Annotated in this window: 23 protein-coding genes; 7 read left to right on the forward strand and 16 right to left on the reverse strand. The window is 70.7% G+C overall.

The genetic code is table 11. The features are described from left to right. Positions 1-31: 31 nt before the first annotated feature. Entirely contained in the window at positions 32-1,258 is a 1,227-nt protein-coding gene (locus ACAG20_RS11470; RefSeq protein ID WP_370492608.1) for a DNA polymerase III subunit delta', read from the reverse strand. 1 nt (position 1,259) lies between these two features. Between ACAG20_RS11470 and ACAG20_RS11475 the strand changes: the two genes are divergently transcribed. Next, on the forward strand, positions 1,260-2,948 hold the full coding sequence (locus ACAG20_RS11475) for an adenylate/guanylate cyclase domain-containing protein (protein ID WP_370492755.1): 1,689 nt from the start codon (positions 1,260-1,262) through the stop codon (positions 2,946-2,948). Between the two features lies 1 nt (position 2,949). Here ACAG20_RS11475 and topA read toward each other — a convergent pair whose 3' ends face one another. The 3 genes from topA to ACAG20_RS11490 form a co-directional block, all read right to left on the reverse strand. Beyond that, entirely contained in the window at positions 2,950-5,721 is a 2,772-nt protein-coding gene (gene topA, locus ACAG20_RS11480) for a type I DNA topoisomerase (protein WP_370492609.1), read from the reverse strand. A 134-nt stretch (positions 5,722-5,855) separates the two neighbouring features. Then, on the reverse strand, positions 5,856-6,467 hold the full coding sequence (locus tag ACAG20_RS11485; RefSeq protein WP_112688776.1) for a hypothetical protein: 612 nt from the start codon (positions 6,465-6,467) through the stop codon (positions 5,856-5,858). 138 nt (positions 6,468-6,605) lie between these two features. After that, positions 6,606-6,809 carry a cold-shock protein gene (locus tag ACAG20_RS11490; protein WP_005138711.1) on the reverse strand — a complete coding sequence of 68 codons (204 nt, stop codon included), beginning with the start codon at positions 6,807-6,809 and terminating at the stop codon, positions 6,606-6,608. Between the two features lie 311 nt (positions 6,810-7,120). Here ACAG20_RS11490 and ACAG20_RS11495 point away from each other — a divergent pair, with 311 nt between their 5' ends. Together ACAG20_RS11495 and ACAG20_RS11500 are read left to right on the forward strand one after the other, a co-directional pair. Beyond that, complete coding sequence (locus ACAG20_RS11495) at positions 7,121-9,484, forward strand: DEAD/DEAH box helicase (RefSeq protein ID WP_370492610.1); 2,364 nt, start codon at positions 7,121-7,123, stop codon at positions 9,482-9,484. Positions 9,485-9,784: 300 nt separating this feature from the next. After that, entirely contained in the window at positions 9,785-10,816 is a 1,032-nt protein-coding gene (locus ACAG20_RS11500; RefSeq protein WP_370492611.1) for a PAS domain-containing protein, read from the forward strand. Here the strand turns inward: ACAG20_RS11500 and ACAG20_RS11505 are convergent. From ACAG20_RS11505 to ssd, 7 genes are all read right to left on the reverse strand, one after another. Beyond that, positions 10,732-11,145 (reverse strand): Rv3654c family TadE-like protein, encoded by a 414-nt coding sequence (locus ACAG20_RS11505; RefSeq protein WP_370492612.1) that lies wholly within the window; start codon positions 11,143-11,145, stop codon positions 10,732-10,734. The two genes, ACAG20_RS11500 and ACAG20_RS11505, sit on opposite strands and share 85 nt — an antisense overlap. 16 nt (positions 11,146-11,161) lie before the next feature. Then, positions 11,162-11,509 (reverse strand): TadE family type IV pilus minor pilin, encoded by a 348-nt coding sequence (locus ACAG20_RS11510; RefSeq protein ID WP_370492613.1) that lies wholly within the window; start codon positions 11,507-11,509, stop codon positions 11,162-11,164. 6 nt (positions 11,510-11,515) lie between these two features. Next, on the reverse strand, positions 11,516-11,680 hold the full coding sequence (locus ACAG20_RS11515; RefSeq protein ID WP_081465680.1) for a DUF4244 domain-containing protein: 165 nt from the start codon (positions 11,678-11,680) through the stop codon (positions 11,516-11,518). Between the two features lie 118 nt (positions 11,681-11,798). Next, on the reverse strand, positions 11,799-12,383 hold the full coding sequence (locus ACAG20_RS11520; protein ID WP_370492614.1) for a type II secretion system F family protein: 585 nt from the start codon (positions 12,381-12,383) through the stop codon (positions 11,799-11,801). Next, a complete protein-coding gene (locus ACAG20_RS11525) occupies positions 12,380-13,180 on the reverse strand; it encodes a type II secretion system F family protein (RefSeq protein ID WP_370492615.1) in 801 nt (266 codons plus the stop codon). Before ACAG20_RS11525 ends, ACAG20_RS11520 begins: the two co-directional genes overlap by 4 nt. Beyond that, on the reverse strand, positions 13,177-14,352 hold the full coding sequence (locus ACAG20_RS11530; RefSeq protein ID WP_370492616.1) for a TadA family conjugal transfer-associated ATPase: 1,176 nt from the start codon (positions 14,350-14,352) through the stop codon (positions 13,177-13,179). Before ACAG20_RS11530 ends, ACAG20_RS11525 begins: the two co-directional genes overlap by 4 nt. Continuing rightward, entirely contained in the window at positions 14,349-15,425 is a 1,077-nt protein-coding gene (gene ssd, locus ACAG20_RS11535; protein WP_370492617.1) for a septum site-determining protein Ssd, read from the reverse strand. Before ssd ends, ACAG20_RS11530 begins: the two co-directional genes overlap by 4 nt. Positions 15,426-15,843: 418 nt before the next feature. Between ssd and ACAG20_RS11540 the strand changes: the two genes are divergently transcribed. After that, a complete protein-coding gene (locus ACAG20_RS11540) occupies positions 15,844-16,701 on the forward strand; it encodes an HAD-IB family hydrolase (RefSeq protein ID WP_112689548.1) in 858 nt (285 codons plus the stop codon). Positions 16,702-17,119: 418 nt separating this feature from the next. On the opposite strand, the gene ACAG20_RS11545 is transcribed toward ACAG20_RS11540, so the two are convergent. After that, positions 17,120-17,866 (reverse strand): oxidoreductase, encoded by a 747-nt coding sequence (locus ACAG20_RS11545; protein ID WP_370492618.1) that lies wholly within the window; start codon positions 17,864-17,866, stop codon positions 17,120-17,122. A gap of 39 nt (positions 17,867-17,905) precedes the next feature. Between ACAG20_RS11545 and acs the strand changes: the two genes are divergently transcribed. Next, on the forward strand, positions 17,906-19,882 hold the full coding sequence (gene acs, locus ACAG20_RS11550; protein ID WP_370492619.1) for an acetate--CoA ligase: 1,977 nt from the start codon (positions 17,906-17,908) through the stop codon (positions 19,880-19,882). Positions 19,883-19,923: 41 nt separating this feature from the next. Here the strand turns inward: acs and ACAG20_RS11555 are convergent, their stop codons facing one another. Next, on the reverse strand, positions 19,924-20,640 hold the full coding sequence (locus tag ACAG20_RS11555) for a serine protease (protein ID WP_370492620.1): 717 nt from the start codon (positions 20,638-20,640) through the stop codon (positions 19,924-19,926). A gap of 155 nt (positions 20,641-20,795) precedes the next feature. Between ACAG20_RS11555 and ACAG20_RS11560 the strand changes: the two genes are divergently transcribed. Both ACAG20_RS11560 and ACAG20_RS11565 read left to right on the forward strand, forming a co-directional pair. Further along, the gene (locus tag ACAG20_RS11560) at positions 20,796-21,362 is read left to right on the forward strand and encodes a phage holin family protein (RefSeq protein ID WP_370492621.1); all 567 of its coding nucleotides are present in this window, start codon (positions 20,796-20,798) and stop codon (positions 21,360-21,362) included. Next, positions 21,362-22,315, forward strand: coding sequence for an alpha/beta fold hydrolase (locus ACAG20_RS11565; protein ID WP_112688829.1), 954 nt, complete (start codon positions 21,362-21,364; stop codon positions 22,313-22,315). Before ACAG20_RS11560 ends, ACAG20_RS11565 begins: the two co-directional genes overlap by 1 nt. Positions 22,316-22,342: 27 nt before the next feature. On the opposite strand, the gene marP is transcribed toward ACAG20_RS11565, so the two are convergent. From marP to ACAG20_RS11580, 3 genes are all read right to left on the reverse strand, one after another. Next, complete coding sequence (marP, locus tag ACAG20_RS11570; RefSeq protein WP_112688831.1) at positions 22,343-23,536, reverse strand: acid resistance serine protease MarP; 1,194 nt, start codon at positions 23,534-23,536, stop codon at positions 22,343-22,345. Next, positions 23,533-24,216, reverse strand: coding sequence for a CoA pyrophosphatase (locus ACAG20_RS11575; RefSeq protein WP_234825765.1), 684 nt, complete (start codon positions 24,214-24,216; stop codon positions 23,533-23,535). Before ACAG20_RS11575 ends, marP begins: the two co-directional genes overlap by 4 nt. A 104-nt stretch (positions 24,217-24,320) precedes the next feature. Then, positions 24,321-24,938, reverse strand: a complete 618-nt coding sequence (locus ACAG20_RS11580) for a TlpA family protein disulfide reductase (protein ID WP_370492622.1) — start codon at positions 24,936-24,938, stop codon at positions 24,321-24,323. Positions 24,939-24,949: the final 11 nt, after the last annotated feature.

Here is a 24,949-nt window from a genome sequence, read left to right on the forward strand (position 1 = left end):
GCGCCCCGACCGAGACCGGGACCAGCCGAGTTTACAGGTCGGCCCGCAGCGCCTGACCAATGGTGGCGACCATCGCGCCGACGGCGAACCGGGGTTTGACGTTGGCCGCCAGCGCGTCGCGGCATTCCAGCACCGCTTCGATGCAGCGCAACAGCGCATCGGCGGGAGCGTGCGCGGCCATCGCCGCGGCGGCATCGACCATGTCGGGATGGTTGGGCCGCGCGGCGCCGGCCGACGCGGTGGCGACCAGCAGGGCGTCGCGGAAATAGCTGGCCAGGTCGATCAGCGCCCGGTCCAGCGCGTCGCGCGAGGCCCGCTTGTGACGGGAATTCTGCCGGCGCTCCAGGTCTTTGATCACCCCGGCGGTGCCCCGCAGTGTCCCGGCGGTGCCCTTGCCTGTGCCCCCGGCCCCCAGCGCGGTGCGCAGTTCCTCGGTCTCGGCCTCGGCCCGATCGGCGGTCAGGTCGCGGGCCTCGGACTCGGCCGCAGCCACCAGTTCATCGACCGCGCTGAACGCCCGGGACGGGGTGGCCGAGTCGCGGGCCAGCGCCAGCGCCCGCTGCCGGCGTTGCCGGGCCTCCGGGTCGGTGGCCAGCCGCCGGGCCCGGCCGACGTGGCCGCCGCTGACCGCCGCCGCCCAGCCGGCCGTCTCATGGTCGAGCCCGTCGGTGTCGACCAACACCTGGGCGACCGCCGCGGGCGGCGGCGTCACCAGCGCCACATGTCGGCACCGGGACCGCAGCGTGATCGCGATGTCCTCCGGATCGACCGACGGGGCGCACAGCAGGAACACCGTCGACGGCGGCGGCTCCTCAACGACTTTGAGCAGCGCGTTCGCCGCGCCCTCGGTGAGCCGGTCGGCGTCCTCGATCACCACGATCTGCCACCGGCCGGTCCCGGGACGCCGGGAGGCGACCTGCACGATGGACCGCATCTCATCGACACCGATGGACAACCCCTCGGGCACCACCCGCCGGACGTCGGCATGCGTTCCGGCCATCGTGGTGGTGCAGGCCCGGCAGGTTCCGCACCCGGGCCCGCCGTCGGCCTCGTCGGCGCTGCACTGCAGCGCCGCAGCGAAGCACACCGCCGCGATCGAGCGGCCCGATCCTGGCGGCCCGGTGATCAGCCAGGCGTGTGACATACCTCCGGCGACACGCGCGCTGTGAGCAGCGTCATAGCGCGACGCGCGGGCTGCCGCCAGCAACTCGGCTTCCACCGGCTGTTGGCCGACCAAACGAGCGAAAACCCCGGACATCATCGGTCACAGTAGCGGTCGGGCACGACGTTCGGACTCTGGCTTTGCCCATCTCGCCGGATACGGTGTTCTGGTGAGTACCACGAGCTTGGGCGGGCGGATCAGCCGATTCGTCCGCTGGGTGGTGCGTACGCCGTGGCCGGTGTTCACGCTGAGCATGCTGCAGGCCGACATCATCGGCTCACTGTTCGTGTTCGGCTTCCTTCGGTTCGGTCTGCCGATCGAGGACCGGATCAACCTGCAGGATCTGCCACACATCAACCTGGTGATCTTCGCCGTCACCTTGTTGTGCCTGTTCGTCCTCGGCTTCACCATCAGCACCTCGTTGCTGATGCCGGTGTTCCGCTGGCAACGCCGCGAGGCGATGCTGGCCGAGCCGGACACCGAGGCCGACCCCGCCGACACCGAACTGGCCAGGTCCCGGGCGCTGCGGATGCCGTTCTACCGCTCCCTGATCAGCATCAGCTACTGGACGGTGGGCGGGGTGGTGTTCGTCGCCGCCAGCTGGCCGGTGACCTACGACGTGTTGCCGGTGGTGGTCACCGCCACCGCGCTGGGTGCTGCCGCCACCGCGATCATCGGCTACCTGCAGTCCGAGCGGGTGCTGCGGCCGGTCGCGGTCGCGGCGCTGCGCGGCGGGGTGCCGGAGAACCTGCGTTCCCCCGGGGTGCTGCTGCGTCAGCTGCTGACCTGGTTGCTGTCGACCGGCGTGCCGTTGCTGGCGATCGTGCTGTCGGTGGTGGCCGCCAAGACGTCGTTGCTCGACGCCTCGGCCGACAAACTGTTCACGCCGATCCTGTTCATGGCGCTGGCCGCCCTGGTCATCGGGCTGGCCGGCACCGCGCTGGTATCGATGTCTATCGCCGATCCGCTGCGGCAGCTGCGCTGGGCGCTCGGGGAGGTGCAGCGCGGTAACTACAACGCCCACATGCAGATCTACGACGCCAGCGAGCTCGGGCTGCTGCAGGCCGGCTTCAACGACATGGTGCGCGATCTGGCCGAGCGGCAACGGCTGCGGGACCTGTTCGGGCGCTACGTCGGCGAGGACGTGGCGCGCCGCGCCTTGGAGCGCGGCACCGAACTGGGGGGCCAGGAACGCGACGTCGCGGTGCTCTTCGTCGACCTGGTGGGCTCCACCGAGCTCGCATCGACCCGGCCGCCCAGTGAAGTCGTCAACCTGCTCAACGAGTTCTTCCGGGTGGTGGTCGAGGCCGTCGGACGGCAGGGTGGTTTCGTCAACAAGTTCCAGGGTGACGCGGCGCTGGCGATCTTCGGCGCCCCGATCGAGCACCCCGATGCCTGCAGCGCCGCGTTGGCGGCGGCCCGCGAACTGCACGACGGGCTGCTGCCGGTGCTGGGTTCGGAGGAGTTCGGCATCGGCGTCTCCGCCGGGCGGGCCATCGCCGGCCATATCGGCGCCCGCGCCCGATTCGAGTACACCGTGATCGGCGACCCGGTCAACGAGGCCGCCCGGCTGACCGAGCTGGCCAAGCTGGAGGAGGGCCACGTGCTGGCTTCGGCGGTAGCGGTCAGCGGCGCGGTCGACTCGGAGGCGCTGTGCTGGGAGGTCGGCGAGATCGTCGAGTTGCGCGGGCGCGCCGGCTCCACTCAGTTGGCGCGGCCGTTGAAGATTGCGGGCACCGATGCGGTCTCGTCCGAGAACGCCGGGACCCCGGCCGCGGCGGACTGACTCAGCGCTTGGTGGCTTTCTTGGCCGGCGCCTTGCGGGTGGTCTTCTTGGCAGCCTTCTTTTTCACCGGCCCCTTGGCCCGCCGGTCGGCGAGCAGTTCCGCGGCCCGCTCGTCGGTGATCGACGCCACCTCGTCGCCCTTGCGCAGGCTGGCGTTGGTCTCGCCGTCGGTGACGTAGGGCCCGAAGCGGCCGTCCTTGATCACCATCGGCTTGCCGGTCGCCGGGTCGGCGCCCAGTTCACGCAGCGGCGGCGCGGCAGCCGCTTGGCGGCCACGGCGTTTCGGCTCGGCGTAGATCTTGAGCGCCTCTTCGAGGGTGATCTCGAAGATCTGCTCCTCGGTGGACAGTGACCGAGAATCGGTGCCCCGCTTCAGATACGGACCATAGCGGCCGTTCTGCGCGGTGATCTCCTCACCCGAACCGGGGTCGACACCGACCACCCGCGGCAACGACAACAGTTTCAGCGCGTCTTCGAGCGTCACCGTCTGCAGATCCATGCTGCGCAGCAACGATCCGGTGCGCGGCTTGGGCCCGGTCGGCTTTTTACCCTTTTTGGCAGCTGCACCGGACTCGTCGTCCGGCGGGGGCGGCAGGATCTCGGTGACGTAGGGGCCGTAGCGGCCGTCCTTGGCGACGATCTCATGCCCGGTCTCGGGGTCGATGCCCAGCGACCGGCCCTCCTGCGGGGTGGCGAAACGTTCCTCGGCCAGCGCCAAGGTCAGTTCGTCGGGCGGCAGCGAGTCGTCGAGATTGGCGCGCTGCGGCGTCGGCTCGCCGTCGTCGCCGGCAACCATGCGTTCCAGGTACGGGCCGTTCTTACCGACCCGGACATACACCGGCCGGCCCTGCTCGTCGTCGAACAGCTTGATCGAGTTGATCTCGCGGGCGTCGATACCCTCCAGGTTGACCCCAACCAGCTTCTTCAGCCCCCCGGCGCGGGCGATCGAGCCCTCGACTCCGTTGTCGCCGCCGAAGTAGAAGTTGTGCAACCAGTCGGTGCGGCGCTGCCGCCCGGCGGCGATGCCGTCGAGTTCGTCCTCCATCGCCGCGGTGAAGTCGTAGTCCACCAGCCGGCCGAAGTGCTGTTCGAGCAGACCGATGACGGCGAACGCCACCCAGGTCGGGACCAGCGCGCTGCCCTTCTTGTAGACGTAGCCGCGGTCCTGGATCGTCTTGATGATCGACGAGTAGGTCGAGGGCCGCCCGATGCCCAACTCCTCGAGGGATTTGACCAGCGAGGCCTCGGTGTAACGAGCCGGCGGGTTGGTGGAGTGCCCGTCCGGGGTGGCCTCGGCGGCATCCACCCGCTGGCCCTGGGTCAGCTGCGGCAGCCGGCGCTCGGCGTCGTCGGCTTCACCGCCGGCCAGTTCGTCGACGGTCTCCACGTAAGCCTTGAGGAACCCGGCGAAGGTGATGGTGCGCCCGCTGGCGGCGAACGTCACCTGCTGACTCCCCGATTGCCCACCGATCCGCAGGCTCAGCGTGGTACCGCGGGCGTCGGCCATCTGCGAGGCCACCGTGCGCTGCCAGATCAGCTCGTAGAGCCGGAACTCGTCGCTGCCCAGCTCGTTGCGCACCGCGTCGGGGGTGGCGAACGTCTCGCCGGCCGGCCGGATCGCCTCGTGGGCCTCCTGGGCGTTTTTGACCTTGCGGGTGTACTGCCGCGGCGTCGGCGAGACGTACTCCTCGCCGTAGAGCTGGCGGGCCTGGGTACGCGCGGCATCGATGGCGCTGGCCGACAGCGTCGTCGAGTCGGTACGCATGTAGGTGATGTAGCCGTTCTCGTAGAGCCGCTGGGCGATGCTCATCGTCCGTTCGGCGGAGAACCGCAGCTTGCGGCCGGCTTCCTGCTGCAACGTCGAGGTCATGAACGGCGCATAGGGCCGCCGGGTGTAGGGCTTCTCCTCCACCGAGGTCACCGTCAGCGACGCGCCCTGCAGCCCGGCCGCCAGCGCGTTCGCGGCCGCCTCGTCGAGCACTCTGACCTCGTCGGGCTTCTTCAGCGCCCCCAGCGAGTCGAAATCGCGTCCACTGGCCACCCGCTGCTCGTCGACGGCCACCAGCCGGGCGGTGAAGGTGGGCGGGGATGCGGTCGGATCCGAGACGCTGGCATCCAGCTGGGCCACCACATCCCAGTAGGAGGCGCTGCGGAACGCCATCCGTTCGCGTTCGCGCTGCACGATGATGCGGGTGGCCACCGACTGGACACGGCCCGCCGACAGCTTCGGGGCGACCTTCTTCCACAGCACGGGGCTGACCTCGTAGCCGTAGAGCCGGTCCAGCACACGCCGGGTCTCCTGCGCATCGACCAGGTCGATGTCCAGGTCGCGGGGGTTCTCGGCGGCGTTGCGGATCGCCGGCTCGGTGATCTCATGGAACACCATCCGCTTGACCGGAACGCGCGGCTTGAGGGTCTCCAGCAGGTGCCAGGCGATCGCCTCCCCCTCCCGGTCACCATCGGTGGCCAGATAGAGCTCGTCGACGTCTTTGAGCAGGCCCTTGAGCTCGGTGACGGTGCTCTTCTTGTCGGGGCTGACGATGTAGAGCGGCTCGAACTCACCATCGACGTTCACCCCGAGGCGCGCCCACGGTTCGGTCTTGTACTTGGCCGGCACGTCGGCGGCGTTGCGCGGCAGGTCGCGGATATGGCCCCGGGAGGACTCGACGACGTAGCCGCTGCCCAGGTAACCGGCGATTTTCCGCGCTTTGGTGGGCGACTCGACTATGACGAGTCGCCGCACGGGTGTTTTATCGCCATTGCGGGCGCTCACCGTCTTAGCGTCAGCCACCTTGCGCTTACCACTCCACTTCTGTCCGCACCTGCGGGCCGTGCCGCCGGTGGACAACTGACAATCTCACACTCACAGCCGTGCCGACGCAAACCGACGTTCAGCACGGAATTCTCTCAAAGGTGGCCTCGATGGCCCGGGATCGGTGCCTCGACACGCGGCCACTGGGTCAACGCCTCGGGACCCGGCGGTGATTCCCCGACATTTTCCACCAGCCGCGCAAGCCTGCGGCGGCCGGTGATCCGCAACGCCGGGTGGCTGCCGCGGGTGCCGATCAAGGTGGGCGCTATCCCGACGCGCATCAAGGCCGAGGCCAGCGGCGCGAAGGTGTCGGGCGCGTGCGGATCCAGACCGAGCAGATACCGGTCGGCTTCTGCGGCGCCGGCCGCCAGCGTCCACGCCCGCAGTTCCCGCGGGCCCGGAACCCATTGCGGCGGAACGGTCTTCACCGCTCCTCGCGTCCAGGCCTGCGCCAGTGCGCGCAGCCGCGAATCCACTGCCGTCCGCACCAGCGGGGTGTCCTCTTCGGTGCGGGTGATCTCCGGCAGCAACCCGGCCTCGGTGATCAGCTCGGCCAGCGCCACCGCCCGCCACTGCGCATCGACCACGACCGACAGCCGCGCCTCGGCGCCCATGACGACGATCTGTCCCGGGCCGGCCAGCACCCCGGAGAGGTCGGCGACGCTCGGCGGCACCGACTCTGCCGAAAAGAAGGAAAGCTGGCTCACGTAACCGACAGTAAGCCGGTCCAGCATCCCCGGCGGCGTCCGGGTCGGCTCGTCCTGCCCGACCCGCCCGTTAACGAAACCCCCCGGCTTTGCTCCGTTGGTGGGAGCTGCCCGGGGGGTGTCGCCGAATCCCGTTGCTTAGACGGCGCGGACGCCGGTGGCCTGCGGGCCCTTGGGGCTCTGCCCGACCTCGAACTCCACTCGCTGATTCTCCTCGAGGGTGCGAAAGCCGGACCCTTGGATCTCCGTGTAGTGGACAAACACGTCCGCTGACCCGTCTTCAGGCGCGATAAAGCCGAAGCCCTTCTCCGCGTTGAACCACTTCACAGTTCCCTGTGGCATCTGTCGATCTTTCCTTACTCTTCTTGCCCGGTGCATAGCACCGTTGTTCGGGGCACCGCCCTTCGCTGCCCCGGGCCTGTTCCGGCCGCCGTACCCTGGCGGTCAGTCGGTGCTGCCACCGACCCATCCCCCGCGGGCACTGCGGCCGCAACCACAGATCCTGCGAAGGCTTGACACGAACACAGAAGCTACGACCGTCCATCAGTCAACCACGTTCCTCGCGCCGAGGACAGACTGCGGTGCCCAAAATGCCGGTCGGAGGGTGAACAATACGGCGGCGGACTTTCTGTGCAGGACTGAGGACAGGATGAATGACGGTGAATTTCGGCGGTGAATTGCTGGCCGCCGCGCTCGCCGGCATCGAACCGGGTGAAGATCCGCTGCGCCACGTCGCCGACCTGCCGGCGTCGCCAGGACAAGCGGTCGCCTGGCCGGACTGGGCCGGCGACGACGTCGTCGGCGCCTTCACCGGGCGTGGGATCGAGACGCCATGGTCGCATCAGCTGGCCGCCGCCGAACTGGCACACACCGGGCGTCATGTGGTGATCGGCACCGGCACGGCCTCGGGAAAGTCGCTGGCCTATCAGCTTCCGGTCATGGCGGCGCTGGCGGCCGATCCACGCGCCCGGGCGCTGTACCTGTCGCCGACCAAGGCGCTGGGCCACGACCAGCTGCGCACCGCGCACGCCCTGACCGCGGCGGTGCCGCGGTTGAGCGACGCGGCCGCTGCGGTGGCCCCGATCGCCTACGACGGCGACAGCCCCGCCGAGCTGCGCCGGTTCGCCCGGGAACGGTCCCGCTGGGTGTTCTCCAACCCGGACATGATCCATCTGTCACTGCTGCGCAACCATGCCCGCTGGGCGGTGTTCCTGCGCGGGCTGCGCTTCGTGATCGTCGACGAATGCCACTACTACCGGGGCGTCTTCGGCTCACATGTGGCGATGGTGCTCCGGCGGCTGCTGCGGTTGTGCGCCCGCTACTCGGGATCTGGGGCGCCTGGGCGCCAGGGCCCGACGGTGATCTTCGCCAGCGCCACCACGGCGGCACCGGGGGCCAGCGCGTCGGCTCTGATCGGGCAGCCCGTCGCCGAGGTGATCCAGGACGGCTCGCCGCACGGCGCCCGCACGGTCGCGCTGTGGGAGCCCGCACTGCGCGGCGACATGACCGGGGAGAACGGCGCGCCGGTACGCCGTGCTGCGGGCACCGAGGCGGCCCGGGTGATGGCCGACCTGATCGCCGAGGGTGCGCGCACGCTGACCTTCGTCCGCTCGCGCCGCGGCGCCGAACTGACCGCGCTGGCGGCCCGCACCCGGCTGGAATCGGTCGCCCCGGCGCTGGCCGACAAGGTCGCCTCCTACCGGGCGGGTTATCTGGCCGAGGACCGCCGGGGGCTGGAACGTGCGCTGGCCGACGGGGAGCTGTACGGGCTGGCCACCACCAACGCGCTGGAGCTCGGGGTGGACATCGCCGGGCTGGACGCGGTGGTGATCGCGGGTTTTCCCGGCACCGTGACGTCGTTCTGGCAGCAGGCCGGCCGATCCGGCCGGCGCGGTCAGACCGCGTTGATCGTGCTGATCGCCCGCGACGACCCGCTGGACAGTTACCTGGTGCACCATCCCGCGGCGCTGCTCGACAAACCGATCGAGCAGGTCGTGATCGACCCGGCCAACCCGTATGTGCTGGGGCCGCAGTTGCTGTGCGCGGCCACCGAGCTGCCGCTGACGGTGGCTGAAGTGGCGCAACTGGGCGCCGAGCGGGTCGCCGAGAGCCTGGTCGACGAGGGGTTGCTGCGTCGGCGCTCCGAGAGGTATTTTCCGGCGCCCGGGCTCGACCCGCATCCGGAGGTCGACATCCGGGGCGCTGCCGGCGGGCAGGTGGTGATCGTGGAAGCCGACACCGGCAGGTTGCTGGGCAACGTCGATGCCGGGCGGGCGCCGGCCACCGTGCACACCGGGGCGGTGTATCTGCATCAGGGCGAGAGTTACCTGGTTGATTCGCTGGACACCGAACGCCGGATCGCCTTCGTGCACGCCGAGGATCCCGGTTACGCGACGTTCGCCCGGGAGATCACCGACATAGCGGTGACCGGCGACGGCGAACGCGCGTGGTTCGGACCGGTCAGCCTCGGACTGATGCCGGTCATGGTGACCCGCCAGATCGTCGGCTACCTGCGGCGGCTGCCGACCGGCGAGGTGCTGGACTTCGTCGAGCTGGAGCTGCCCCCGGCGACGCTGCCGACCACCGCGGTGGTCTACACCGTCACCGCCGAGGCGTTGGCCGGCTGTGGCATCACCGAAGCGCGGATACCGGGGGCGTTGCACGCCGCCGAGCACGCGGCGATCGGGTTGCTGCCGCTGGTGGCCAGCTGCGACCGCGGCGACATCGGCGGACTGTCCACGGCGCTGGGGCCCGGCTCACTGGGCGCGCTGCCCAGCGTGTTCGTCTACGACGGCTACCCGGGCGGCGCGGGATTCGCCGAGCGAGGGTTCCGCTCGGCGGCCACCTGGTTGGCCGCCACCGCGGAGACGATCGAAGGCTGTGAATGCCCGCAGGGCTGCCCGTCATGCGTGCAGTCGCCCAAGTGCGGCAACGGCAACGACCCGTTGGACAAGGAGGGTGCGGTGGGGGTACTGCGGTTGGTGCTCGACAGGCTCAACGGCACGGGCCGGCACTAGTCGGGAAGCACGGTTGCGGGAGTCGGCCGACCCCCCGAACGGCCGACTCCCCGAACCGATACCCCGCGGACTCCCGTGGCAAACATGCCACCGGAGACGCCGACGGAGCAGCGAGACGAACGGCCGACAACAAACCGTTCCCCAAGACCCGGTACACAGCCGGATGCGGCCGTAAGTTACCGGCTGTACGGGACCAACGCAACTCGAAAACCAACCAGGTTACCTCGCGCCGCCGGATAAAACTGGGAAACGGCTGCTGTTGGTGCTGGTAGCGAACCGTTGGCCGTAAAATCCCCGGTTATGGCACACGACTGGTTGCTGGTGGAGACGCTCGGCGGTGAACCGGTAGTCGTCGCCCAGGGGCGCCAGGTGAAGAATCTGGTGCCGATCACCCAGTTCCTGCGTCGCAGCCCGCATCTGGCTGCGATCCGGACTGCGATCGCCGAGACGATGCGCACCGGGCAGAGCCTGGTCAGCATCACCCCCAAGCATGACCGGGTGATCCGGACCGAGCCGGTGGTGATGTCCGACGGCCACGTGCACGGCGTGCATGTCTGGAGTGGCCCGGCCGATGCCGAACCACCGGAGCGTCCCACCCCCGGCCCGCTGAAGTGGGACCTGACCCTCGGCGTCGCCACCGACACCGAGGAATCACTGGCCAACAGCGGCAAGGACCCCGCGGTGGAGGCCACCCACGGCCGGGCCTTCGCCGAGGAACTGCCCACCCGCGACTTCAACCCCAACGAGAACAAGGTGCTGGCACTGGCGATTCGGGCCGAACCCGACAAGACCATCTGCAGCAGTTGGGATGTCACCGATTTTCGCGGCGACACCATCCGGGTGGGTTTCGTGGCGCGCACCGCCTGGGAGTCCGATCCGGGCGGGCGTGAGCATCTGGTGGCGCGGGGCATGAACTGGCGCGGCCAACTCGACGGCACCGTGCAGCGTCCCGATTTTCTGGCGCAGCAGATCCTGCACGGGCTGGCGCAGCCCGGCGTGCACCGGGCCATGGTCGACCTGATCGACTGGCGGCTGCTGAAGTGGCTGGACGAGCCGTGCCCGTTCTACGACTGGCGCGGCACGGTGGAGGCCCCCCGGGTGCATCCCGACGACGAAGCCCGGGTCGCCCGCATGACGACCGATTTCACCGCCGGGCCGGCGACCGGAGTGCTGCGACTGCGCCAGCCGGACGGGGGCTGGGCGCCGGTGCACGTGACGGTGAACCGGATCGAGCTCGAAGCCGGCACCTACGCCGGCCTGATCGCGCTGCGGCTGCCCACCGACGACGAACTGGCCGAGGCCGAGCTGGAGCCGCCGGCCGACGTCTCGTAGCCGATCACCGGCGCCGCCTCGCCGACGGGGCCGGCGCGAGCGCTCGCCCTGGCCGGACCGATCCGCCAGCCGGGCACCGCGACCGCCACGGTGACCGTCAGGTCGAGCCCATCGACCGCACAACCGATGTCGCGGACGGCCATCTTTCGGGCCAGTCGTTGCGCCGCCGCGCATGCCGCATCCGGGCCGGCCGGAATGCGGGCCGCGCCGGCCAGCGCGGCCAAGTCGGCGACCGCCTGGGCCCGGTGCCGAGCGATGGCCGCCGCGCCCAGCAGCAAGCCCCCGCCGGTGACCGTCAGCATCACCGCGACCATCGCGGCGGCGGCCACCGTGGCCGCGCCGGCCTCACCGGGACGGCTCGGCGGCCGACACCGCCTCGGCGCTGACCACCAGGCCCGGCAGCAGCGCCGGGCGGACGGTGACCGTCGCGACCACGAAGCCGCCATCGGGCCGCAACCGGACCGCCGCGCCGGCCGGAGCGATCCGCCGCGCCACCGCCGTCGCCGCCGGCGCATCGCCACGCGCCGCCAACCTCGCCGCCTCGCGGGCGGCGTCGAGGCAGCGCAGCTGTGCGGACACCGCGCTGATCCCCGCCAGGCACAGCACCAGCACCGCGACCAGGGCCGCCAACGCGAACGCCGCCTCGACCGTGCTGGCGCCGGCATCGTCGGTGAGTCGGCCACGGCAAGCCAACGCCCGTCAGACCTTGGTGTTCAGTGCGCGCCCGATGACCCGATTCAGCGCGGCGACGATCGAATCCCCGGTGACGACGGTGTAAAGGATCGCCCCGAAGGCGGCGGCCGCGATCGTCCCGATCGCGTATTCGACCGTGGACATCCCCGACTCGTCTGCCGCCAGCAACATCAGCTTGAGCTGGGCGATTCGAAACACGTTGCGCGCCTGCAGTATCGGTGTTTTCACCAGACCTCCTCCATCATTTTCTCCGGCACCTTCCACGACACCTCCGCGGCGCGTCGCCCGCTCACAGCAGGCCCGACCGCAGTACGTCACCGGCCAGCCCGGCCACCACCGGCACGATGCCCAGGCACACGAAGGCCGGTAGGAAGCACAGCCCGAGCGGCCCGGCGATCAGCACGCCGGCCCGCTCCGCGGCGGCCGTGGCCTGATGTGCCGCCGCCGCTCGGCTTTGGGCGGCCAGTGCGGCGAGTCCGGTGGCCAGCGCCGCGCCGGAGGCACCCGATCGCCGGGCCAGTCGGAGCACCGCGGTGGTCGAGGGGTCGAGTGCATCGGCTGATCGGTCCGGCGGCGCCGACCACGCGACGCCCGGTTCGGCGCCCAGGGCCAACAGGTCCGCGCCGCGGCGCAGCACTTCCGCCAACTGCGGCGGCGCGTATCGGGCGGTGGCCGCGGCCGCACCGGAGACCGGCATTCCGGCGGTCAGGCATAAGGCGAACACCTCGAGGCCGGCGGCCAACGCCAGCGCGTCACCGCCCGGCGCCGGCCGGTGGCGCACCGGACGTTGCGGCCGCGGCATCCCGGCCCGCGCCCGCACCGTCGACGGGACGGCCAGCACGGCCATCGCGAGCAACACCGCGGCGGCGCTCATAAGGCGGCGCCGGTACATCCGGTGATCCGGTCCGACCACAGCAGCCCGGCGCAGATCAGGCTCACTCCGACCACCGACAGCACCCCGCCCGGACCGCCGAGCAGAAAGGCCACCGGACGGGCCCCGATCACTTGACCCAGCAGCACACCGAGCACCGGCAGGCAGCCCAGGATCGTCGCCGACGCCCGCGCGCCGGCCATCCCGGCCTCGGCTTGAGCCGAAAATCGTTGTCGGGCGGTGATATCACCGTGGGCGGCCTGCATCAGGGTGGCCACCGCCAGGCCCTGTTCGCCGCCGAGTTGCCAGTAGGCCGCGAGCCGCTCCCAGTGCGAGGGCATCGCCGAAGACCCGGCCGCATCACGTAGCCCCGTGACGACGTCGGCGCCCAGTCGGGCGCGGGCGACCACGCCGCGCAAGCCGGCGGCCACCGCGTCGTGGCCGGTTTCGGCGGCGGCAGCGGCGAACGCCCGCACCGGATGCGCTCCGATACGCAGCTCACCGACCAGCACATCGAGGGCGGCTTCCAGCGCCCGTGACTCCGCCGCGGCACGGCGACCGCGGCGGCGCCGGTGATGGCGCAGCGCGGCGGTGCCGACAGCCAGCGCCCCGGCCAGGCAGCCACTGGCCGGCAGCACGACCACGGCCAGTACGGCGGCGCAGCCGGCCGGCAACCCCAACACGGCCCACCGGTTGACCCGGTGGCCGCGGCGACCGGCCGGCCGGAGCCGCCGGCGCGGGGAACCGCCGAGCAGTGCGGCCGCAGCGAGCGCAAGCGCCGCGACCCCGTGGCCGGTCACGCCGGCTTCCGCTCGCGCAGCAGTGCCCGGAACTCGGCGGCATGCTCACTCAGACCCCGATCGACGTGCCACACCGGTGCAGCCTGCACCAGGCCGGTATCGGTGCGGCGCAGCACTGAGATGTCGGTGAGGCGGCGCCTGCCACCGGACTCGCGTCCGACGTGCAACAACACTTGGACCGCGGCGGCCAGTTGGCTGTGCAGCCCGGCGCGGTCCAGGCCGCCGAGTGCGGCCAGCGCTTCCAGGCGGGCCGGGACCTCGGCTGGGCTATTGGCGTGCACGGTGCCGGCGCCGCCGTCGTGTCCGGTGTTCAGCGCGGCCAGCAGATCGACCACCTCGGCGCCCCTGACCTCGCCGACCACCAGCCGATCCGGCCGCATCCGAAGCGCCTGCCGGACGAGATCGCGTAACCCCACCTCGCCGGCTCCCTCGACGTTGGCGGCCCGGGCGACCAGCCGGACCAGATGGGGGTGGCGCGGCTGCAATTCCGGGGCGTCCTCGACGCAGACCAGCCGCTCCCGCGGGTGCACCGCGCCCAGCATCGCCGACAGCAGTGTGGTCTTTCCGGCGCCGGTGCCACCGGAGACCAGAAACGCCAGTCGCGCGTGGACGATGTCGGTCAATAACGCCACCGCCGCGCGCGCGATCCCGCCGGCCGCGGCCAATGCGGCGATGTCCTGGGTCGCCGGCCGCAGCACCCGCAACGACAAGCAGGTCCCGTCGGCGGCGACCGGCGGCAGTATCGCGTGCAGGCGCACGGTGAACTCGCCGGTGCCGATCCCGCCGAGCCGGCCGTCGACCCATGGCTGGGCGTCGTCGAGCCGGCGGCCGGCTGCCGCCGCCAGCCGTTGAGCCAACCGGCGTACGGCGGCTTCATCGGCGAACCGGATGTCCGTGCGCCGCAAGCCGGCTCCGTCATCGATCCATACCGCGTCCGGGGCGGTGACCAGCACGTCGGTGGTGTCCGCCGCGCACAACAGCGGCTCCAGGATCCCGGCACCGGTCAGCTCGGTTTGGAGCGTCCGCAGGTTGGACAGCATCTCGGTGTCGCCAAGGACCCCGCCGGATTCGGCCCGGATCGCCGCGGCCACCGCCTCCGGGCGCAGATCCGAGGGTGCCGACGACTCCGAGGCCAGCCTTTCCCGGACCCGGTCGATCAGCGAATCCCTCATGCCGCCAGGGCCGTTCGGGCGGGCAACACATCGAGTACCCGGCCAGCAGCGGCCGCCAGCGCAGACCGGCGGTGCAGGCGCAACGCCGCGTGTTCGAGCCGCTCGGCCAGCCGCGGCTCGGCCCGCAGCGTCGCCAGCAGCGGCAACCCGGTGATCTCGGCCACCTCGGCGGCGCGAAGCCCACCGGGGGCCGGCCCGCGCACCACCAGCCCGACGTTGGGATTGGCCGCCCGCAGCCGCGGTGTGATCGCGGCGCCGGCCGCACACGAACGCACGTCACATGGGCTGACCACGACCACCAGGTCGGCAGCGACCAAGGCGGTCTCGACCGGATCGGTCAGGGCCCGGGGCAGATCACAGACCACCGTGATCCCGCCGCGGCGGCCGGCCTCGACCACCGCGTCAACGGTTCCGGCGTCGGCATCGCGGGGCTGCTGGCCGCGCCGGGCGCCCGATAGCACACTGACGCCGCGCTGGCGCGGCAGCGCATCACGCAGCGCCGGCCAGGTCAGCCGCCCGGTCTGCGCGGTCAGGTCGCACCAGCGCAGGCCGGTGGCGTTCTCGGTGCCGGCCAGCAGGTCGATGCCGCCGCCCCAGGGGTCCAGGTCGACCAGCAGCGCCTCACCGGCGCGCTGTGCCAGCGCCGTCGCCAGCAGCGATGCGCCGGCGCCGCCGCGCCCGCCGATCACCGCGATCACGTGGCCGCGACGCCCGCCGTCACGTACCGCCGCTGCCGCCTCGGCCAGCTCGGCCACCAACTCGTCACCGTCGGCGGGCAGGGTCAGGACGCGCTGTGCGCCGACCGCGACGGCGCCCTGCCAGCTGGCCGGGCCGGGCTGGGCCCCGGTGACGACGATGACGTTCGCGCGGCGCGGCAGTCGGGCCGCCGAACACCGGGCGGCGGCCGCCTCATCGACCACTATGGCCGCGGCCGCGGTCCAGGCTTTGCGGCTCGGCACCGACGTGGCATCGAGCTGGATGACCCGTACGCCGACGGCCGCAGCCACCCGGGCCAGTTCGTCGCGCATCGCGGGGTGGGCGATGAGGGTCAACAGGCCGGCGGTTGTGCTCACGCCCTCACCGTGGCGGTGCGACCGCTGCCGCGCCAGGCCCTCCGCGCCAGTTGTGGAGCGTTACCGCGACTGTGCAGAACCACCCGACAGGAGGCAGCGCAATATCAATACCAATCGGATCATAATTGCAATATTTCAGTACTTCCAGGAAGGCTCAGAGCTCGTTCCAGCGAAGAATGACCGGTTAAAAAAGACGACCCCCGCCAGGGGGGGAGGAGGCGGAGGTCGTCGTGTATCAACCCCGGGGGGTCGGGCCGATACACCCTCAGCATAAGCCGAGTGATGACACTATACACACGACATGCCGGTCCGGCGCAAGTGTTGTCACCAAATGGCGACACTCGGGACCGCACGGCCGCTGAAGTGCTCTTTCCGGCATAGCCCCGGTTCCGACAGCCCCCGCACCTATGCTGTAGCCGTGATCGCCTCCGACCCGGACACCCGGCAGCCGCAGCCGCAGGGACCGCCGAGGGACACCGGCAGCCGGACCCGCACCGCCGCCTTCCTGGACCTCGACCACACCATCATCGCCAAGTCCAGCGCGCTGGCCTTCAGCAAACCTTTTATGGACCAGGGGCTGATCAACCGTCGCACCGTGCTCAAGTCGAGTTACGCCCAGTTCCTGATGTTGCTGTCCGGGGCCGACCACGATCAGATGGAGCGGATGCGGACCCATCTGACCAACATGTGCACCGGCTGGAACGTCGAACAGGTCAAGGCGATCGTCAACGAGACGATGCACGACATCGTCAGCCCGCTGGTGTTCGCCGAGGCGGCCGAGTTGATCGCCGATCACAAGCTCTGCGGTCGCGACGTGGTGGTGGTCTCGGCCTCCGGCGAGGAGATCGTCGCGCCGATCGCCCGGGCGCTGGGCGCCACCCACGCCATGGCGACCCGCATGGTCGTCGCCGACGGCAAGTACACCGGCGAGATCGCGTTCTACTGCTACGGCGAGGGCAAGGTGCAGGCCATCCGGGAGCTGGCCGCCCGGGAGGGCTACCCGCTGGAGCACTGCTACGCCTATTCGGATTCGATCACCGACCTGCCGATGCTGCAGGCCGTTGGTCACCCCTCGGCGGTCAACCCCGACCGCGCGCTGCGCAAGGAGGCGGTCGCCAACGGCTGGCCGGTGCTGACCTTCTCGCGGCCGGTGTCGCTGCGTGACCGCCTGCCGGCCCCGTCCGGCGCCGCGGTGGCCACCACCGCCGCGGTCGGCATCAGCGCTGTCGTTGCCGGGGCGCTGACTTACTCGCTGCTGCGACACCGGGTGTTCTGACCCACTCCAGCAAACGCACGCGGTCACAATCCGGTGACGTCGTCGACGACGTTTGCGATTAGGCCTTGCTGTGTCGTGCGTCACGTAGTACAAAGGAGGCACGGAAGCCGGCAAGGCCAGGGTCGCTCCGGAAGAGAAGGATCGACCTCCCGAGCCGCACTTCCCAGTACGGATAGCGGTACCCACGCGGAGCCACAGCCGCGAAGATGGCAGAAGTGTTGCGGGCCTGCGTAATTGCGGAACGTAATCGGTCCCGACAGCCCTTTGGGTGGGGCTGCAGCCGAGGAGCACCGCACGAGCGCCGAGGCCACCCACGCAACCCACGTTGGACGCTTGGTAACCGTGTACCGTACTAGCGGGCGGCGAGCCGATTTCATCGGAGCGCCGCCCGCTTCGTTTTGCTCCGACGGCCCGGGATTCAGCGCTTGGCGCCCGCTTCAGCTATCCCCAGCGCATCCAGCGCGCCGGCGTGCAGCGCACCGCAGCACAACAGCAGCCAGTCCGTCACACCCTCGGTGGAACCGTCGGCGAAAGCCTGTGCGGCACGGCGATAGGCGCCCGCCTTGCGCATCCAGTGCACCTCGGGGACGCCGAGTCCGTGCCGGTCCAGCCCGCTGGCGATCGTCACCAGCCGGGCCGCGCCCCGAGCGACCACACCGTCGGCGCTGCCGAACGGCGCGAGCGTCAACAGCTCGCCGTGCACCACCGCGGCGAACACCGGTGCCGGCGCCCTGGTGCCGCCGGCGGCCAGGTCGGCCAGCAGCTCCAGCCGGCGCCCGACCTCGCCGCCGCCCGTCGGCCGGCCGAGGTGGTCTTCGTCGACCAGATCGGCCGCAGCCAACACATGCAGCCGGGCCAGCGCCTGCAGCGGGGCCCGCCGCCATACCTCCACCAGCGAGGTCTCCCCGCCTTCCAGGGCCTGGGCCACCCGCAGCGCGCCGGCGAACACCGGATCACCGGTCGAGCGTGCATCCACGGTGGTGGGGCCGCCGTCGAGCACCGACGACGCCCGGGCCGCCCGCAACGAGGCCTCGGCGGCACTGACCGCCCACCCCCGCACGTTGGTCTTGTGCCGGTGGGCCCGCGCCAGCTCATCGCGGACCTTCTCGCTGGCCTCGGCGACTCCGGGCAATTCGAGCAGCGGGGCCAATGGGTCGGTGATCACGGGCTGTGACACTACCGGCGGGTGGTTAGGCTGCTGACCGTGAGCCGGAACCCTGACACCGCCGCCCCCGCAGACTCGCCGTCGTCCTACCCGCCCTCCCCCGAGTTCGCCGCTCAGGCCAACACCGGCGCCGAGGCCTACCGTGCGGCCGAACACGACCGGCTGGCGTTCTGGGCCGAGCAGGCCAACCGGCTGCACTGGGCGACGCCGTTCACCGAGGTGTTGGACTACTCGCGGGCGCCGTTCGCCCGGTGGTTCGCCGACGGCAGGCTCAACGTCGCCTACAACTGCGTGGACCGCCACGTGGCGGCCGGTCACGGCGACCGGGTGGCGATTTACTGGGAGGGCGAGCCGACCGGCGACGCCCGCACCATCACCTATGCGGAGCTGCTCGCCGAGGTGAGCCGGGCCGCCAATGCGCTGACCGACCTTGGCCTGGTCGCCGGTGATCGGGTCGCCATCTATCTGCCGATGATCCCCGAGGCGATCATCGCGATGCTGGCCTGTGCCCGGCTGGGGGTGTTGCACACCGTGGTGTTCGCGGGCTACTCCGCGCACGCGCTGCGCTCCCGCATCGACGACGCGCAGGCGAAACTGGTGATCACCTCCGACGGTCAGTTCCGCCGCGGCCAGCCCGCTCCGCTCAAGCCCGCGGTCGACGAGGCGCTGAGCTCAGCCGAAGCGACAAGCACCGTCGAGCATGTGCTGGTGGTACGCCGCACCGGCGCCGAGGTTGCCTGGACTCCCGACCGCGACCTGTGGTGGCACGACGTCATCGACGCCGCATCACCCGAGCACTCCCCCGAGGCGTTCGAGGCCGAGCAGCCGCTGTTCCTGCTCTACACCTCGGGGACGACGGGCAAGCCGAAGGGCATCGTGCACAGCAGCGGCGGCTACCTGACTCAGGCCGCCTACACCCACTACTGCGTTTTCGACCTGAAGGCGGCCACCGACGTGTTCTGGTGCACCGCGGACATCGGGTGGGTCACCGGCCACACGTATGCGGTGTACGGGCCGCTGGCCAACGGCGCCACCGAGGTGATCTACGAGGGCACGCCGGATTTCCCGGACCAACACCGTCACTTCCAGATCATCGAGAAGTACGGCGTGACAACCTATTACACCGCGCCGACGCTGATCCGCACGTTCATGAAGTGGGGTCGCGACATCCCCGACGCGCACCGGCTGTCCAGTCTGCGGCTGCTGGGGTCGGTCGGTGAGCCGATCAACCCGGAGGCCTGGCGCTGGTATCGCCGGGTAATCGGCGGGGACGCGGTGCCGGTGGTCGACACCTGGTGGCAGACCGAGACCGGAGCGACGATGATCTGCCCGCTGCCCGGCGTGGCCGCGACCAAACCGGGCGCCGCGATGACCCCGCTGCCCGGAATCTCCGCGCGCATCGTGGACGACCACGGTGATCTGTTGTCCCCGAACGACACCGGCGGCGAACCGGTGTCGGGATACCTGGTGATCGATGCGCCGTGGCCGGCGATGGCCCGCGGGATCTGGGGGGACGAGCAGCGGTTCATCGAGACCTACTGGTCGCGGTTCGCCGAGCAGGGCTGGTACTTCGCCGGTGACGGCGCCCGCTATGACGCCGACGGAGACATCTGGGTGCTCGGCCGTATCGACGACGTGATGAACGTGTCCGGACACCGCATCTCCACCGCCGAGGTGGAGTCCGCGCTGGTCGGTCACGCCGCGGTGGCCGAAGCCGCCGTGGTCGGTGCCCTCGATGAGCAGACCGGGCAACGGATCTGCGCGTTCGTGGTGCTGGCGGCCTCGCACAGCACGGCCGGTGGCGCGATCACCGACGAGCTGCGCGAGCGTGTCACGGTGGAGATCTCGCCGATCGCCCGCCCGCACCAGGTCCATGTGGTCCCGGAGTTGCCGAAGACCCGCAGCGGCAAGATCATGCGGCGACTGCTGCGCGACGTCGCCGACGGCCGCGAACTCGGTGACACCTCAACCCTGGTGGACCCCAGCGTGTTCGACGCGATCCGGTCGGCCGACTGAAGGCGGCGGCCCGCCGGGGCTGCGATCGCCTGCCGGCCCGATCAGCCGATCGGGACGAACCCCGCCCCGGGCCGGTTGTTGGCGTTGATATCGCCCAGCACCGCGTTGATCGACACCACGACCGCGGGCGTGTGCAACGGGATGTACTTGACCACGCAGGTGGGCAGCGCCTCGCTGAACGCGCCGTGGATCATGCCGACCAGCATGTTGTTCACCACCACGGGGCCGCCGGAATCGCCCGGCCGACCGCACACCTGCATGACGATGGTTCCCGGGTCCTGGCCCGGACCCCAGGTGACGCCGCAGGAGTTCCCGGTGGTGCGGCCCTGCTTGCAGGCGATCTGGCCGAAGGACGGGTCTGGTCCGATGCCGCCGATGATGAAGCCGCCGAAGTTGGACACCGGCGTCACCCGCTCCGGGTCGAACTCGATCACCGCGTAGTCCAGGTTGTCGTTTCCGGCCACCATCAACCCGATAATGCCGTTGGACTCCGAGCCCTCGGCCGCGACTTTGGCGCCCGGGCCACCGCAATGTGCGGAGGTGAAGCCGATCAGCGCACCGGTGTTGTCATGGCCGATCGAGGTCAGCGTGCACATCGTGTCACCGTCGACGACGAGCCCGGCGCCGCCGCCCATCACCACCTTGTTGTCGGCGGCGACCCGTGCGGCCGGCACGGCAAGGCCGGCCATCGCAACGCATGACGCCAACGTCAGCACCGTCGCGATGGTGCGCAGCAACCAGCGGCGTGCGATCTGCACAGCGGTTCTCCCGTCGATCAGCTCCACCCCCGGTGGGTATAAAAACAGCTTAACGTGGGGCCTGCCCATTTCGGCCGCTGCTTTGCCGGGGTCGTCGGGGACTGCTACCGCATGGCAACATTAAGCCGCGACGACAGCGAACGGGAGGACAGCCAGTGAGCAAGGCCGATCGCAGGAAGGCGTCACGCGCCTCGGTTAGATCCGCCAGGGCGGACCGCAACGGGGTGCCCAACACCTTGGCGACCATCCCGTTGACGGATCCCCACGCGCTGCCGGCCGACCCGTCGCTGGGCGAGCTGGTCAAAGACGCGACGGCGCAGATGTCGACACTGGTGCGCGCCGAGGTCGAGCTCGCCCGCGCCGAGATCACCCGGGATGTCAAGAAGGGCCTGACCGGCAGCGTGTTCTTCATCGCAGCCTTGGTCGTGCTGTTTTACTCCACCTTCTTTTTCTTCTTCTTCCTGGCCGAGGTGCTCAACATCTGGCTTCAGGACTGGGCCGCCTACCTGATCGTGTTCGGGGTCATGCTGACCGTCGCCTCGGGCTTGGCGTTGTTCGGCTTCCTGCGGGTCCGGCGCATCCGGGGGCCGCGGCAAACCATCGAATCGGTGCGGGAGACGCGCGAGGCACTGCGCCCCGATCCCGACCGGCTGCACTCGTCGGGTCCGCAGTCGCTGAAGGCGCCGGACGGCAAACCGGCCACCGACCCCTCGGGCTGGTAGTGCCGCCACCGGATCCGTCGATCACCCGCATCGACGGGCCGTGGCGGCATCAGGACATCCACGCCAACGGCATCCGCTTTCATGTCGTCGAGGCGATCCCGGCCGGCGAAGACGCCGCCGACGGCCCGCCGATGGCACGGCCACTGGTGATGCTGCTGCACGGTTTCGGCTCGTTCTGGTGGACCTGGCGTCACCAGCTGCGGGGGCTCACCGGCGTCCGGGTCGTCGCGGTCGACCTGCGCGGCTACGGGGGCAGCGACAAACCGCCCCGCGGCTATGACGGCTGGACCCTGGCCGGGGACACCGCCGGACTCATCCGCGCCCTGGGGCACTCGTCGGCGACCCTGGTCGGCCACGCCGACGGCGGACTGGTGTGCTGGGCCACCGCGCTGCTGCACCCGCGATTGGTGCGCGCCATCGCCCTGGTCAGCTCGCCGCATCCGGCGGCACTGCGCAACTCGGCGCTGACCCGCGCCGATCAGGGCCGGGCACTGCTGCCGTGGTTGCTGCGCTACCAGCTGCCGTTCTGGCCGGAGCGCACCCTGACCCGCCGCGGCGGCGCCGAGATCGAACGCCTGGTGCGCAGCAGGGCCGGCGCGAATTGGCAGGCGAGCGAGGACTTCTCGGAAACCATCGGTCACCTGCGTACCGCGATCCAGATCCCGGCGGCAGCACATTCCGCGTTGGAGTACCAGCGCTGGGCGGTGCGTAGCCAACTGCGTTCGGAGGGCCGGCGATTCATGAAGGCGCTCGATCTTCGGACACTGAACATCCCGCTGCTGCACCTGCGCGGCGACGACGACCCCTACGTGCTGGCGGATCCGGTGGCCAAGACCCGGCGTTACGCACCCCATGGCCGGTACGTATCCCTGCCCGGCGTAGGGCATTTCGCCCACGAGGAGGCGCCGGATCAGGTCAACGAGCAGCTGATGCGGTTCCTGTCGTCGAGCTAACCACGCCGGGCGGCGATCCGACCCGGCTCACTCACCGCCGACGCAGGTCTGGGTCGACACGGGTGCGGTGTCGCCGATCCGGGCGAGCTGGTTCGACACCTCCTCGGCGGTCATCACGAACCCGGTGTCGGCGTCGTCAACCGCCGCACCGAACACCACGCCGAGCACCCTGCCCTCCATGTCGATCATGGGCCCACCGGAATTGCCTTGCTGCACAGTTCCTCTGATCGTGTAGACCCGGCGGGTGACGGTGGTGGTGCGGTAGATGTCGGGCCCCTCGAGGTTGATCGTGTCGCGAACCCGGGCCGGGGTGGCCTCAAAGACCCCACCGCCGGGATAGCCCAGCACCAGCGCATCGGTGTCGGGCTCGGCCGGCGAGGGCGCGAACGGCAGCGGCGGCAACGGCAGGTCCGGCACCGCCAGAATCGAGATGTCTTCCTTGGGATCGAAGGAGATCACCGTGGCGTCGTAGGACTTGGTGCCGCTCTCCACCGACACACTGTCCGACCCGGCCACCACGTGCGCGTTCGTCATCACTCGGTTGGGCGAGATCACGAAACCGGTGCCCTCCAACACTTTCTGGCAGTTGGGGGCTACGCCGCGGATCCGCAGCACACTCGGCGCAGTGGCCTCGACCACCGGGCTGGCGGCCAATCCGGGGTCAGGCGCGTCCACCGCGGCGATCGGTGTGCGGTTGAACGGTTCCAGCACGGCGGGCAGCCCGGAGTCGTCGAGCACCGCCGACAGCCGTCGCGGCACGTTCTTGAGCCAGCCCGGCGCCAGGTCGTCGACCTGGCGCAGCACCCGCGAGTCGTTGACCGCAGCGGCCAGGCTCGGCTGGTCGGAGGCGGTCAGCGGGGTGGCCAGCAGCCAGGCGGCGATCAGCACCACGACCAGCTGCAGCACCACGCCGACGACCGAATCCACCCCGCGGACACCGGGGCTGCGGATCGCTCCGCGCACCGCCCGGCCCAGCACCACGCCGGCGACCTCGCCGATGACGACCATGGCCAGGATGAGAAACAGCGCGGCGAACAGCTTGAGCCGGGCACCGGCGACGTGCTCGATCAGGTGAGGCGCCAGCAGCACCCCGGCCATCGCGCCGAGCGCCACGCCGACGAACGACAACAGCGAGCCGAGCGCGCCGGAGCGCCAGCCGGACACTGCGGCAACGAAGGCGATCGCCAGCACGGCGATGTCCAGCCACTGCGACGACGTCATATCCCGCCTTCTCCTCCAACCAGGGCCATCGCCTCGTCCAGGCCACGCACCTCGGTGTCGTCCCAGGGTTGCGCCCAGCCGGCTACATCCAACATCGCCGAGATCACCTGGGCGGTGAACCCCCAGACCAGCATCTCGTTGAGCCGAAACGCCGGCATGGCCCAACGCCTGCTGCGGGCATCACGGTAAACCATCAACCGGTTCGCGGGGTTGATGAACGCCCGGAGCGGAACCCGTGCCACCACCGCCGTCTCGGCCGGATCCACCACGCCGACCGGCCCGGGGTCCTCCGAGTAGGCCAGCACCGGCACCACCTGGAACCCCGAGGGTGCGATGAAGACCTTTTGCAGCACCGTCAGCGGGTGCACCCGGCGCGGATCGATTCCGGTCTCCTCGTTGGCCTCCCGCAGCGCGGTGGCCACCGGCCCGGAATCGCCGGGATCGACCGCCCCGCCCGGGAACGCGGCCTGGCCGGCGTGGTGGCGCAGCGTCGAGGCCCGCACCGTGACCAGCAGGTCGGCAGATTCCGGTATGTCACCGGCCTGCTGCGAAGGCGGACCGGAGAACAGCACCAGCACCGCGGCGTCGCGCTGGTGTCCGGTGATGTCGGCTTCGGCGTTGGCCGCGGTGACCATTCTGCGGATGTCGGCCGGCAGCCGACGCTGGTAGGCGTTGGGCATCTTGTCGGCGTTGTCGACCAGCGGGCGCAGCCAGGCCGGGGCCCGAGACCGGGAATCGCCAGCGTTCACCGCGTCTCCCTCTGCCCGCTCCCCATCGCCGCACCTCAACGCCCACTGCCCCCGACGGCGGCGGCGATCTCATCGGCGCTGGCGAAGGACTGCGGCAGGATGCGGGCAACGCTACCGTCCGCGGCGAGCACCACGGTCGCGGGCATCACGTTGGGCACCCGCAACGCCGCCGCCAGCTGGCGCCGGCCGTCCTGCAGCGTGGGCAGCCGCACGCCCAGCTCGGCCAGCAGCGCCAACCCCGCGGCCTGGTTGTCGTCTTGGTGCACCGTCACCACCATCACGTCCGGCCCGGCACGGCGCTGGTATTCGGCGAAGGCGGGCAACTCGTCGCGGCACGGCCGGCACCAGTAGGCCCACAGGTTCAGCACCACCCGGCGGCCGGCGAACATTGCGGCCACGTCGACAGGCGCGCCGTCGGCCGCGCATGCCAGGGTGACGCCGCGCAGCGCCGCCGGGCCGGCCCCGTCGGGTGCATCTCGGCACGGCGGCAGGCCGGCTTGCTCCCGCAGGGCGGTGAGGTCTTGGGCCGGCGCGGGCACGGGCGCGCCGCGGTCCGGCCGGACCGGTTCGCGGTGCAGCTCGATCACCAGCGCGGCGACCAGCGCGATGGCCACCGCCAGTACCGCCAGGGTCCACCAGGTCGACCTGCTCATGGGCCGCATCC

Source organism: Mycobacterium sp. pW045 (assembly GCF_041287085.1).
Lineage (GTDB): Bacteria > Actinomycetota > Actinomycetes > Mycobacteriales > Mycobacteriaceae > Mycobacterium > Mycobacterium algericum_A.